The sequence below is a fragment of the Ruegeria sediminis genome (assembly GCF_005938215.1).
Lineage (GTDB): Bacteria > Pseudomonadota > Alphaproteobacteria > Rhodobacterales > Rhodobacteraceae > Ruegeria > Ruegeria sediminis.
Window position 1 is genome coordinate 541,268 of the sequence record NZ_VCPD01000002.1, and the last position, 13,256, is coordinate 554,523.

The 13,256-nt window shown below is 62.2% G+C and carries 7 protein-coding genes; 5 read left to right on the forward strand and 2 right to left on the reverse strand.

Annotated features, from left to right (window positions below):
* The first annotated feature begins 1 nt into the window (after position 1).
* Positions 2-3,160, forward strand: coding sequence for an efflux RND transporter permease subunit (locus FGK63_RS07280; protein ID WP_138840944.1), 3,159 nt, complete (start codon positions 2-4; stop codon positions 3,158-3,160).
* A 79-nt stretch (positions 3,161-3,239) separates the two neighbouring features.
* On the opposite strand, the gene FGK63_RS07285 is transcribed toward FGK63_RS07280, so the two are convergent.
* The gene (locus FGK63_RS07285) at positions 3,240-3,737 is read right to left on the reverse strand and encodes a hypothetical protein (RefSeq protein ID WP_138840945.1); all 498 of its coding nucleotides are present in this window, start codon (positions 3,735-3,737) and stop codon (positions 3,240-3,242) included.
* Positions 3,730-4,443, reverse strand: a complete 714-nt coding sequence (locus FGK63_RS07290; RefSeq protein ID WP_171052590.1) for a helix-turn-helix transcriptional regulator — start codon at positions 4,441-4,443, stop codon at positions 3,730-3,732. Before FGK63_RS07290 ends, FGK63_RS07285 begins: the two co-directional genes overlap by 8 nt.
* Before the next feature lie 735 nt (positions 4,444-5,178).
* Here FGK63_RS07290 and FGK63_RS07295 point away from each other — a divergent pair.
* The 4 genes from FGK63_RS07295 (at position 5,179) to FGK63_RS07310 (ending at position 13,255) form a co-directional block, all read left to right on the forward strand.
* Positions 5,179-7,431: a hypothetical protein gene (locus FGK63_RS07295; RefSeq protein ID WP_138840947.1), complete on the forward strand. Its 2,253-nt coding sequence runs from the start codon at positions 5,179-5,181 to the stop codon at positions 7,429-7,431.
* A gap of 100 nt (positions 7,432-7,531) precedes the next feature.
* Positions 7,532-9,520 carry a type I secretion protein gene (locus tag FGK63_RS07300; protein ID WP_138840948.1) on the forward strand — a complete coding sequence of 663 codons (1,989 nt, stop codon included), beginning with the start codon at positions 7,532-7,534 and terminating at the stop codon, positions 9,518-9,520.
* Between the two features lie 196 nt (positions 9,521-9,716).
* Positions 9,717-11,918 carry a type I secretion system permease/ATPase gene (locus FGK63_RS07305; RefSeq protein WP_425471837.1) on the forward strand — a complete coding sequence of 734 codons (2,202 nt, stop codon included), beginning with the start codon at positions 9,717-9,719 and terminating at the stop codon, positions 11,916-11,918.
* Entirely contained in the window at positions 11,915-13,255 is a 1,341-nt protein-coding gene (locus FGK63_RS07310) for an HlyD family type I secretion periplasmic adaptor subunit (protein WP_138840950.1), read from the forward strand. The genes FGK63_RS07305 and FGK63_RS07310 overlap by 4 nt, the downstream gene beginning before the upstream one ends.
* The last annotated feature ends 1 nt before the right edge of the window (position 13,256 follow it).

Sequence of the window (13,256 nt, forward strand, 5' to 3'; positions counted from 1 at the left end):
GATGTTCTCAGCCCTTTTCATCAGCCGGCCGAAGCTGGCCCTGGTCATTTCGCTGGTCCTGACCATCATGGGGGCTATCGGCTACCTGGTCCTGCCGGTGGCGCAGTTCCCCGACATCACCCCGCCGGTCGTCAGCGTCACGGCCAACTACACCGGCGCCAATGCGGAAACCGTGGAGAACACCGTCGCCGCGCCGATCGAGGCGCAGGTCAACGGCGTGGACGACATGATCTACATGACCTCCACGTCGGCCGACAACGGGGCCTACTCGCTGAACGTCACCTTCGAGGTGGGGACCGATCCCGACATCGCCGCAGTCAACGTGCAGAACCGGGTGGCGCAGGCGATGGCCTCGTTGCCGACCGAGGTGACGGCATCGGGCGTGGTAACGCAGAAGGCGTCTACCAACATGCTGATGGCGGTGACGCTGACCTCGCCCAACGACACCTATGACAGCGTTTTCCTGTCGAACTATGCCTCGATCAACCTCAAGGATGCGCTGGCCCGCATCCAGGGCGTCGGCAAGGCGGATGTTCTGACCAATCTGGAATACGCGATGCGCATCTGGATGGATCCGGACAAGATGGCGGCGCTGTCGATCGCTCCGGTCGACGTGATCAACGCCATCCGCGAGCAGAACATCGAGGTCTCGGCCGGTTCCATCGGCGCGCCGCCCGCGCCCGAGGGGCAGACGTTCCAGTACACGATCAAGACCAAGGGCCGCCTGACAACGGTCGACGAGTTTGCCAACATCGTGATCCGGACAGGCGACGCGGGGTCCATCGTGCGGGTGAAGGACATCGCCGAGGTGGAGTTGGGCGCGGAATTCTACGCGGCCTCGGGTTTCTATCAGGGCCACGCGGCCACGGTTCTGGGTGTCTACCAGGCCCCCGGCGCCAACGCGCTTGCGGTGGCAGAGCGGGTACGGGCAGAGCTCGAGCGCCTGTCCCGCGCCTTTCCGACGGATGTGGAATACCAGGTTCCCTTCGACACGACGGACTTCGTCGAGCAATCCCTGAACGATGTGGTCTCAACGCTGATCATGACCTTCACCCTGGTGATCTCGGTCGTGTTCATCTTTCTGGGCAACTGGCGTGCGACCGTCATTCCGGCCGTCGCCATTCCAGTTTCGCTGATCGGCACCTTCGCCTTTCTGCTGGCGTTCGGCATGTCGCTCAACACCATTTCGCTGTTCGCGCTGGTGCTGGCCATCGGGATCGTGGTGGATGACGCCATCGTCGTGGTCGAAAACGTCGAGCGCATCATCGCCGAAGAGGGGTTGAGCCCGCCCGAGGCCACCCGCAAGGCCATGGGGCAGATCACCGGCCCGGTGATCGCGACCACGCTGGTTCTGCTGGCGGTGTTCGTACCGGTTACCTTCATGCCGGGCATCAGCGGGCGGCTTTATTCGCAGTTCGCGGTGACCATCTCGACCGCCGTGCTGATTTCGTCGATCAACGCCTTGACGCTGTCCCCTGCCCTGTGCGCGCTGGTGCTGAAGGCGCGCTCGGGCCCGCCCAAGGGTTTGCTTGCGCTGTTCGAAAAGCTGATCGGCACGGTCCGCGACGGCTATGTCTCGATCGTCCGGATGCTGCTGATCGTGCCGGTCATTTCAATCGGCATCATCGCGATGTTCGCCTTCGGCGCCGGGACGATCATGAACAACACGTCGAAAGGCTTCATCCCGCTCGAGGACAACGGCTATCTGTTCGTGGACGTGCAGTTGCCGGACGCGGCGACCCTGACCCGCACCGAGGTGGTGACCGCGCGGCTGAACGAAGAGCTGAGCGAAATCCCCGGCGTCGCGAACACGGTTCTTGTGAACGGGTTCTCGATGCTGAACGGGCTGACCCCGAACGGCGCGATGATCATCGTCAATCTGGACAACTGGGACGACCGGCAAAGCCCGGACCTGACCGCCGACGCCATCCTGGAGAAGATCCTCGCAATCGCCTGGGGTGAATCCGCGGCCTCGATCGTCGCCTTCAACCCGCCGCCCATTCAGGGTCTCGGCATGTCCGCGGGCGTCGAGATGGAGGTGCAGCAGACCGGCGGCGGGTCGCCGCAGGATCTGTCCTCGGCGGTGGGATCTCTGGTCTATGCCGCCAACCAGCGGCCCGAGATCGCGCAGTCCTACACCACCTTCCGGGCGAACGTGCCGCAGATCTTCGTCGATCTCGACCGGGAGAAGGCCAAGACGCTGGAGGTCTCGGTGGCCGAGATCTTCCAGACCATGCAGGCGCAGCTGGGATCGTACTACGTGAACGACTTCAACCTGTTCGGCCGGGTCTACCGGGTGATGATCCAGGCCGAGGGGTCGTATCGCGACAAGGTCGACGACATCGCAAACCTGTGGGTGCGCTCGACCAAGGGCGAGATGGTGCCGCTGGGCACGCTGGTCGATGTCGAGAACGTGCTGGGCCCGGTGCTGCTGAAGCGGCACAACCTGTTCCGTTCGGCCACGGTGACGGCGGTTCCGGCCGAGGGACTGTCCACGGGCGACGCGATCCAGGTGATGACCGAGGAATCCGCGACCGCCCTGCCCCCGGGCTATGCCTTCGAATGGACCGGCACGGCGCAGCAGCAGCTGGCGTCGGGCAACCTGGTGTTGCTGATCCTGGGGCTGGCGATCCTGTTCGGGTACCTGTTCCTGGTCGGCCAGTACGAAAGCTGGACGATGCCGGTCTCGATCCTGCTGTCGGTCATCGTCGCCCTGTTCGGGGCGGTGACGGCTGTGGCAATCGTGGGGAGCGACATAAACCTATATACGCAGATCGGGATGATCATGCTGGTCGGGCTTGCCTCGAAGAACGGCATTCTGATCGTCGAATTCGCCATGGAGCAGCGGGCCAAGGGTCTTTCGATCCGCGATGCCGCGGCAGAGGCGGCACATCAGCGTTTCCGCGCGGTGATGATGACGGCGCTGTCCTTCCTGCTGGGCGTGGTCCCCCTGATGCTGGCCAGCGGCGCCGGGGCCGCAAGCCAGAAGGCCATCGGCTTCGCGGTGTTCGGCGGGATGCTGGCGGCGACGCTGTTCGGCGTGATTCTGGTGCCGGTGCTCTATGCGGTGATGCAAGGGTTCAGGGAGTGGATCAAGGGCGGCGGCGGCAAGGACCCCGAGCCGGAGCCGCTGGACGAGGCCACCACTCCGGCAGAATGAATGTCACGAACCGGAAACGCCCCATGCCGAAACATGGGGCGTTTTCTATTGCTGGGGCCGGGACAGTACGTCGGGCCTTTCAGGTCGGATAGCCAAGCTTGCCGATCAACTGCCAGATGTCGCGGTTCGCGGTCGTCAGTTGCGTCAGGACCTTTTCGATCTGCACCATCGCTTCCTCGTCCACCGTATCGGAGCGCCCCAGCTTGATGTCCGTCTTGCGGTCTGCGATGCGCATCAGGATCGTCTTGGGCGCGCCGCTGTCCGGATCGAAGGAGTAGATGCAGTGATTGTACTTGTTGCGGATCCCCGACAGCTTGGCCAGCCGCTGCGTCTGTTCGAGTATGAGGTCGCGCACCTCCGGGTCGCGCCCTTCCATCTTTGCCAGCCTCTCGACCAGATCGATGCGGGCGCGGGTGGTGTTCAGCGTCAGGAAGGTGATGACCGCGACATCCTTGTTGGTGCCGCTCAGCCCGGCGATCAGGTGGATCAGCAGGCTTTCGGTGTTCGTCCACATGTAGTTCAACCGCCCGACCAGCAGGATCAGGCGGTCGAACCGTGTCTCGGGGCCGCTATTCAACGGAGCCCTGGCGCGAGTCCCTCGGCGCCACCTCGTGATAGAAATGGGCGGCGGCGGTTCGGTTGCTGACTCCGATCTTGCCGACGACATTGTGCATGTGCAGCTTGACCGTGTGTTCGGTGATGCCGAGCTTTGACGCGATGATCTTGTTGCTTTCGCCGTGGGACACCAGGCGCAGCACCTGCTTTTCCCGGCGGGTCAACTGCTCGTAGAGCTTCTTGTTGCCGTCCCCGGGGCCCGCTACGGAGATGCCGTTTTTGCGGGCGGGGCTGGCCACGCCATCGCCATTCGCGCTTTCCAGGGAATCGACGAAGATCGTCGGCAGGAAAAGCTCGTCATGCAGCAGCAGGCGCAGGATGGACCGCCAGACGTCGGGCGCGACGTTCATCGGCAGATAGCCGATATCGCCGTGCCGCTTGCGATCCCAGTGCATGAAAAGAGAGCGCGCGGCGTCTTCCTTGCGGTAGGCGAAGGCGATGCAGCCCGACCCGGCCGCCTCGAGATACTGCTCGGGCCTGCTGAGCAGGTCATCCTGCAGCAGCTGATCCACGACAAGCATCTGCAAATCCGGCACGGCGCCGTCGAAGCTGTTCATCGCCTGCTCCAGAGTCTCGTGGCGCTGCGCCTCGACTCCGAATTCGGACTGAACGCTTCTGAGGGTCTGGTTGGAAAAGAACAGTTCCTTTCCCAGGAACAACACCGACATGCCGCTTGGCTCAGTCGATTGATCTGTAATTTCACTAGTTAACGGGAGGCTCATTGGCTCCTCCGGATGAGAATCTTAACCACATAACGGCGGGGCCAAAACAAGAAGAACCACCGCCCCGAACTTACTGCGTTTTTATATTGGATCGTTCAAATATTGTGCGTTCCAACATAGCTGAAAGTTCTGAATCCATCAATAGACGGTTGCCGGTCCGATTCAAGCGATTAACGGATTATTAACCGTTAGTTCTAGATTCCATGCACAAATCGCCAAAAAGCCTGACCATTGTGTCTGGTTTCGAAATTTGCGGCTCTTCTCTGGCCTATATGTGGCGATTCTTGGGCAGGGCGAAAACCACACCAGGCATCAATCGAGCAATAATTTCACTTCTTTTCAGCTAGATAACCACCCTACATCGTTTGTCCAGCTATGCACCGTGCCACCTCCTTGCCACGATGATCCGGCTTCGTTGAGAAGTTTTTTGTTAACCGTGTGTACGAGTAGCCAGCATATTTCGCGATTCGCCTCGTACATGGTTTCCCGGCTTGGCCGGAGGGGGGAGGTGAAGCGCTGAACGAACCTCAAGACATGTAAGTTTTGCGAGTGCCGCTGGGTACGAGTGTACGAGTACGGCCGTGTCTGGCCACACATCGTAAATCCCAAATCATCTGAAACCACGCCTCATACTGCCTTGTAGATAGAGTGGCAGTCAGGCGAAATGAATGGATTACTGAGATGTCACAAAGAAACAACAACCTTTTCGTCCCTGTTGATGAAGTGAACGTGGATATTGAATCTGTCGAAGTCGACAGCACCGTCATCATTCCTGGTGCGGAAATTGAAGCTGATATCGACAACCAAGAGCAGCAGCAGCAGCAGGATCTGGATAATACCAACGCGGCTGACGCTGACGCCAAGGCAGCAGCCGCGGCCGCTTCCGAGTCCGGTGCCGAGCAAGGCCAGGAACAGGGCCAGGAACAGGGCCAGGATCAAGCCCAGGATCAGAAACAGGCCCAGAAACAAGATCAGGACCAGGACACGGTTGTCGCCAATGCCAACACCAACGGCGGTGACGACGACAACACCAACAACAACGCCAACAACATCAATATCGACTTTGGCGGCGGCGAGTGGATTCCGCGCGACGACGACATCATCGATATCGATAATTCTGATGTCGGCACGGCAGTCGGCGCAGGCCGCGATGTTGACTATGATCCCGGCGATGACCTGAATCTGAACGTTTCGCAGAATGGCGCTGGCAACGACTTCTCGTCGATCAATGCCCAGTATGCCCACTTGAGCGACGATGACTATCTTGAAGACGCCAAGGTCTCGAACGACGGATCGTTCTCGCAGAGCGGCAACGCGACGGGCGGCTACGCCTATGCTGAAGAAGGCATCAAGTCCGAACAGGACGGCGGCAACTCTGGCTACGGCGGCACGACCTATGCTGGTGATGCAAAAGCCGACGTTGAAGGCGGAGACGTCGAAGCGAAGAGCGACGACACCGGTGATGCGGATGCCGACGCCAAGGGCGGCAACGCCGGCGACGGCGGCGGCGCGCACAATGCAAGCCTGGGCTTTGGCCTGAACGGCGCGCATGCCGATGGTGACAGCGACGGCGGCGACGGCGGCGACGCAGACGCCGATGCGAAGAGCGAGAACGAGTCGAAGTCCGACGCGGATGCTGACGGCGACGCCGGTGACGGCGGTGCGGCAGTTTCGATTGGTCTTGGCCTGGGTCTCGGCCTGTCCGGTTCGGAAGCTGACAGCGAAGCCAAAGGCGGCGAGAACGACTCGGATTCGAAAACCGAAGCTGAAACCGACGTCGACAACGACTCTGACGCCAAAGGCGCAGACGGCGGCAACGGCAACGCCGGTGCTCTGGGCGTGACCGCAAACGACAGCGACGGCGGCAACCTCGGCGGCGCAGCTGGCGGCTCGAACCTCGGACTGGGTCTGGGTGCAGGCGCAGCCGGAAGTACTGCTGACGGTGCTGGCGGTAACGGCGGCCATGGCTTCGCAGGTCTGGTTGAAGCGGCAATCGCAGCGTTGAACCAGGAGATCCTGGGCGGCGGAGAAGAAGCCGAAACCGAAGATCCTTCCCACGAGACGAACGACGGTGACAACAGCGCAGGCACTGCCGGCAACAACACCGCGGACGCTGGTGGCGATGGTGGAAACGGCAACGGCGGCGCCGCTGACAGCGATGTCGATGCCCAAGGCGTTGGCGATCAGACCGCTGGCGACGCGGACAACGATCAGGACACCACAGTCAATGGTGCGGCCAACTCGGCCCAGGATCCTGACGCCACCGGCGGCGCAGGCGGCAACAACACCGCCAATGGCACTGCCAACGGACCGGCCACGTCCAACTCTGCAACCGACGGCACCGGCGGTGACGCGACCAGCGACACGGCGACTGCGAACTCTGCAGGCAACGGCGCAGGTTCGGTCGACGCGGACAACAATGCCGGCGGCGGCGGCGGAACCGACAACGACGCGGACGCCGACTCTGACGGTTGGGCGGACAGCCTTGCCGACGCGATCGCCGGATACGGTGGCGCAGCCATGAGCGACAACGACGCCACTGCGAATGGCGCTGTCAACGCTGCTGGCGCAGCCAACGGCGGCGGCGGCGGCGGCACCGGCGACAACTGGGCGACTGCTGGAACCAGCGGAAACTCGGTGGCCAGTGCAACCGGTAACGGCGACACCTTTGGTGGCGGCAACACCGGTGGCGACGCAATGGGCGCCAACTCGGGTGCCGGCGGATCTGGCGGCTTCGGCGGTCAGTGGGGCTCGGGAGCCGGCGACGATGTCGTGAACGGCGAATCCTACGCCTCGGCAGCTGCTGTGGTCGATACGGCGGCCTTCAACCAGTCGATCGTGATGGGCGCGAACGTGCTCGGCAACTCGGTCGATACCACCATGGTTGGCGGCAACATGAGCTCGGCCTACTCGAGCGACGACACCGAAGTCTAAGTACTTTCAACGAGAAACGCCGGGGCCACAATGTGGCCCCGGCACAGCATAGCCCGGTTCCGGAAATTTGCTGCCGGGATGGGCGATAAGGAAAACTGACATGGCACTTGACAGCATTTCCGAACAGATTGCCCATTTCATTGGTGTTTTTGACCTAACGATTGAACAGGCCAGGCTCCGCGACCAGTACGAGGAATTCACGGCGCTGAGACGCCAGGCCGAAATTGACGGGCTGGATGATCCGATCAGGATCAAGGTCCACGTTGATCTTGAGCCCGACCCGGGCAACTACAAGCCTCTCGACTACAAATTCAAGGAACTGCCCCCTTCCGAGATCGCACCTCCGGATTTGGGCCCCGGCATCATCGAAGGACCGGTGGAGACGCAGAATGGCGGTTCGGACGCCCCGGCTCCCCAGGACGTGCTGCTAGCCGGAAATGATGCAGCGGCGCGCCTCATCATGATGGCCGAGAATCCTGAGCCGGATAACGAGTACCAGGGTTCGGCCGTGACCTTCACGGCGCAGTACATCTACATGAGCGACAACGACACGCTTGGCACGGGCGACTTCCGCGACACCGGCGAGATGATCGCGAAGGCCGAGGCCTTGTTCAACCATGCCGAGGCGATGCATGCGCTGGCCGTTCCGGGCTGGAGCATCGAAAGCTTCCTGTCGGTCAGCAACGTCGAAGCCATCGCCGAAGCGATGAAGGCGGAGTACAGCTCGGACATCGAGGGACTCGTGGTTCACCGCTTCCACGGCGAAGACGCGGTCGGCATCATCGTGAACGGCGAATATGTCGAGGAAATGCCCACGTGGGACGATCTTCTGCCGCACTACCACAAGCCGGCCGAGGAAGAAGAAGACGCGGACGGCCTGACGGAAAAAGACCTGCCGGCCGAGTGGGACCGGTCGAAAGACGAGGAATTCGAGGACGGGCATACCGTGATCGTCGGTGGAAACCTGGCGATCAACGAAGCCAACATCCAGATCGGCTGGGTTGACGCGCCCTACATCGCGCTCGGCGGCAAGTCGATCAGCCTGACGATGATCAGCCAGGTGGCGATCGTGTCGGACCGCGATCAGGGCGGCCAGGGCGGCAAAGGTTCCGGCACGGATGTCTACCAGGTGTCGAACATCGAGACCGTGTCCAACCCGGCGACCTGGATACCTTCGGACGAGGACGACGCCACCGACCAACCGTCTTTCCTGACGGTCGACTGGATCCAGGGCGACCTCGTGGTCACCAACTTCATCAAGCAGATCATCGACGCGACGGACATCGATCACATCAGCACCGAAATCTCGGCGTCTTCGTCCTATTTCGCGCTTGGTGACAACGATCTGTTCAACAGCAACACGATCCTTCAGCTCGGCAGCTACTACGACCTGATCCTGATCGGCGGGAACATGATTTCGATCGACATGATCTTCCAGACGCTGGCGCTGATGGACGACGACGTGCTGTCCGGCATGGGCTCGTATGGCGGAGCGGCAGACGCATCGGACAACAACCTGCTGATGAACCAGGCAAGCGTGAAGACCATGGGTCAGGACACGCATGACGTTCCCTCTGCGAACCTCACCGACGCGCTTTCCTACCAAAAAATGGACAATGAGGCGCTGGAGCAAGCATTGTTGAGCGATCCGATGTTCGCCGGCATGGAACAGATGCGCGTTCTCAAGATCGACGGCAGCCTGCTGCAGGTCAACATCGTCGAACAGATCACGAAACTGAGCGATCAGGACGACGTGCATCTGCTGGGCGGCGGAGCCAACGCCGCCGCGGTCGTCGCAGGCAGCAATGCCATGCTGAACTCGGCCAGCATCACGAAATTAGGTGTTGATTCAGTGGTGATGGCGAATTCCGAGGAGTATTCGGACCTGCTGTTGCATCAGGCCAGTTTGATGGACACGCCCGAAGACGAAGCCGGCGGAGACGAATTGGTGAACGAGGCGATTGCCTTCCTCATGGAGGACGGACAACTCCCCGACGCTGCGCAGAATGGCTCGGGTCTGCAGGGGTACGGCCCGGAAGATCTGGATCAGTCGACGACTGTTGACGGAATGCAGAGTATGCTGGCTTAATAGCCACTCTTTCGGATACGAGTTTTTTGGTGGTCAAAGTATGTCGATTGGATTTTCGTCGCGACGCGCACAAGCCGTCGCCCCCTTGCACAGCAAAGACGACTTGGATTCGGAAGAGTCGCAAGTGACGGACGAGGGGCAGACGACCCGTCAGCCCACGAAAACCAATGGAACTGGATCTACGGCTTCTTCCAAGTTGCGGAATGGGTTGCGGGTCGAAAGCAGCACGGCCGGCGCGGCCTCGGAAACGCCACAGGACGACCGTGCCAAGGGGTCCGATGAAACCGGCCCGGCCAAGCCGGAACCCTCGGCGAATACCGAGAACCGCACCAAACCTTACCTCCTGAAAACGCCGGTCGATGAAGCGGATGCCGAACCGAATCAGGCGTCTTCGGAAGACTCCCAGGATCTTCGCGCCGATACTCACCGGCGCGAAACGCCGCCGCCAGATGCCGACCCGAACGGCGAGGACGACGGCGACGGGGTGGCCGAGGCCGACGATCCCGATCCGGATGATCTTCAGGAACCGACCGCTCGGGCGACCCCCTCGGCGCGAGGAGGATCCGGAGACCGGCTTGGAACGACGATCGAGGCCAAGGCCAACCAGCCGCTGATGAAGTCAAGCGGCGGCGGCGGTAATGGCGGCGGGCCACCCCAACCTTTCCACAAGCGCACGCCTCCCGAGGATTTCCAGAAACTGCTGCAAACCGCGCAGCGGGCGGTCTGGCGCAACCTGGGTTTCGTGCTTGTCCTCACCTGCGCCACAAACCTGCTGATCCTCGCCATTCCGATCTACCTTTTCCAGATCAGCGACCGGGTTCTGACCAGCCGTTCGCTGGACACGCTGATCATGCTGTCCGCCATCGTGCTGGGCGCGGTCGCCTTCCAGTCCGCCTTCGACGCCATCCGGCGCTTCATGCTGATGCGCACGGCGGTCGAAGTCGCCGCGCGGCTGGGCGCGCCCATCCTCAGCGCCGCGGCTCATGCGTCGCTGCACGGCACCGGGCGGGAATACCAGACGCTGGGCGATCTGCAGCAGGTGCGCGGGTTCCTGGTGTCGGGAACGCTGATCTCGTTCCTGGACGTGCCGTTCGCGCCGATGTTCATCCTGATGATCTTCCTGGTGCACCCGGACCTGGGCATGATCGTCGTCGTGACCGCCCTGATCCTGATGGTCATCGCGCTGGTCAACCAGAAAATGACCGCCAAGCCCTTTGCGAAGGCCAACGTCGCGCAGTCGATGGCGAACCATCACCTCGACTCGATGTCCCGCAACAGCCAGATCATCAACGCGCTGGCGATGATCCCCGAGGCGGTGCGGATCTGGGGCCGCGACACGGCCGAGTCACTGACATGGCAGGTCCGTGCGCAGGACCGTAACATCATTTTCGCGGCCATTTCGCGAACCGTGCGCCTGTTCACGCAGATCGGCATTCTGGGCTGGGGCGCCTATCTGGCGCTGCGGGGCGAGATCACGGGCGGCATGGTGATCGCGGCGTCGATCATCGCGGGCCGCGCCTTTGCGCCGATCGAAGGTTCGATCGAGGGCTGGAACACCTTCCTGCTGTCGCGCAGCGCCTATGGACGGATCCGCAACCTGCTTGCCACCTCGGCCCTGCAATACGAAAAGCTGCGCCTGCCCCGCCCCGAAGGGCGTTTGGACGTGGAACGCCTGCTTTATGTTCCCGGCGGCACGAAGCGCGTGGTGCTGAACGGCATCACCTTCTCGCTGAACCCGGGCGAAACGCTGGCGATCATCGGCAATTCCGGCGCCGGCAAGACGACGCTGGGCAAGACGCTGGTGGGTTCGATCCTGCCGACCTCGGGCAGCGTGCGGCTGGACCTGATGGACATTCGCAACTGGGATCCGCGCCAGTTCGGCGAAAGCATCGGCTACCTGCCGCAGGACGTTCAGCTGTTCCCCGGCACCATCAAGGACAACATCGGCCGGATGCGCGCGGACGCCACGGACGAACAGATCCACGACGCCGCGGTGCTGGCCGATGTCCACAACATGATCGCCACCTTGCCGCAGGGCTACGAGACCGTCGTGGCGGCGGATGGCTCTCCGCTGTCGGGCGGCCAGAAACAGCGCATCGCCCTGGCCCGCGCGTTCTTCGGCAACCCGCGGATGGTGGTCCTGGACGAGCCCAACTCGAACCTCGACGTCGCGGGCGACAAGGCGCTGGCGCGCGCCATCGAACAGGCCAAGCAGAGCAAGATCACCGTCATCGTGATCACGCAGAAGCCCACACTGTTGAGCGCGGTCGACAAGATCATGCTGCTGACCGACGGGCGCGTGGCGCTGTTCGGCCAGCGCGAACAGGTTCTCGAGAAACTGCACGGCTCCAGAAAACAGCAGAACTTGCCGGGAAATAATCAGGGTAAACTGAAATGAGCAACCTGACGCATCCTTCGGACCCGTCACTCTGGTATTCCGAAGTCCCCCGCTCGATCACCCGCCTTGCCTGGATCGGGCTGATCCTGCTGGCGATCTGTTTCGGCGGCTTCGGGGTCTGGTCGTTCCGCGCCCCGCTTGCCGCTGCGGTCATCGCACAGGGCAGCTTTGTGGCCACCGGCCGCAACAAGATCGTCCAGCACCTGGAAGGCGGGATCATCGAGGAAATCCAGGTAGCTGAAGGTGATGCGGTCGAGGCGGGCGACATCCTGATGACGCTTGACCAGACCTCGGCCGAGTCGAACGAGCGCGAGCTGTTCGTCCGCAAGATGCGTCTGCAGGCCATGTCCGAGCGGCTGCTGGCCGAATATGGCGAAGAGGACAAGCTGGAATTCTCGGCCGAGCTTCTTGCCGCGTCGGACGATTTCGAAGTGGCGTCCATCCTGGATTCCCAGAAGCTGACCTTCGAGGTGTCGCGCAAGACCCTGCTGAACGACATCGCCCTGCTGGAACGGAACATGGAGGCGCTGAGGATCCGGGAAAGCGGGTTCGCGGCGCAGCTTGAGGCGATGACCCGGCGTTCGGAAATCCTGAAAGAGGAATACGACACCAAGAACTCGCTGTTCGAGAAGGGGCTTGTCCGCAAGGGCGAGTTGAACACGATCCGGCGCGTGCAGGCCGAAGCGGACGGGCAGTTGGCGCGGCTGCAGGCCGAGATCGACGAAATCTCGCAGATGATGCTGAAGTACGAAGAACAGGTCACCAGAACGCGCCAGGCCTACCGGCAGGCGGCATTGGACGAGTTGGGGCTGATCGAGGCCGATCTGGAAAGCGTGCGTGAAAAGGCCCGCCAGGCGCGCAGCGTCCTGGACCGCGCCGTCGTGCGCGCGCCCGTGACAGGAACCGTCGTCCGGCTGCATTTCTACACGACCGGCGGCGTGATCGAAACCGGCGAGCCGATCGCCGAGATCCTGCCCGCGGATGCTCCGCTGATCATCGAGGCGCAGATCCCGAGAACCGACATCGACAGCGTCGTCACCGGGCAGAAGGCCACGGTGCGACTGGTGGCGCTGAACCAGCGCACCACGCCGGTTCTGAACGGCGAGGTCTTCTACGTGTCGGCGGACGCGCTGCTGGAAGAGTCCTCGGGCATCCCGCAGGAGGTGTACCTGGCGCGCATTTCCTTGCCGGTCGAGGAAATGGACCGCGTCCGCGGCTTTGTCCCGACGCCCGGGATGCCGGCCGAGATCATGATCCAGACCGAAGAGCGCACCTTTGCCTCGTATATCGCGAAACCGATCGTCGACAGCATGTCGCGGGCGTTCCGCGAGAATTGAC

Excerpts from the sequence above, each read along its gene's own strand:
- FGK63_RS07310 (WP_138840950.1), top strand. The coding sequence starts at position 11,915 with ATGAGCAACCTGACGCATCCTTCGGACCCGTCACTCTGGTATTCCGAA.
- FGK63_RS07280 (WP_138840944.1), top strand. The coding sequence starts at position 2 with ATGTTCTCAGCCCTTTTCATCAGCCGGCCGAAGCTGGCCCTGGTCATT.
- FGK63_RS07290 (WP_171052590.1), bottom strand. The coding sequence starts at position 4,443 with ATGTCGGTGTTGTTCCTGGGAAAGGAACTGTTCTTTTCCAACCAGACC.
- FGK63_RS07295 (WP_138840947.1), top strand. The coding sequence starts at position 5,179 with ATGTCACAAAGAAACAACAACCTTTTCGTCCCTGTTGATGAAGTGAAC.
- FGK63_RS07300 (WP_138840948.1), top strand. The coding sequence starts at position 7,532 with ATGGCACTTGACAGCATTTCCGAACAGATTGCCCATTTCATTGGTGTT.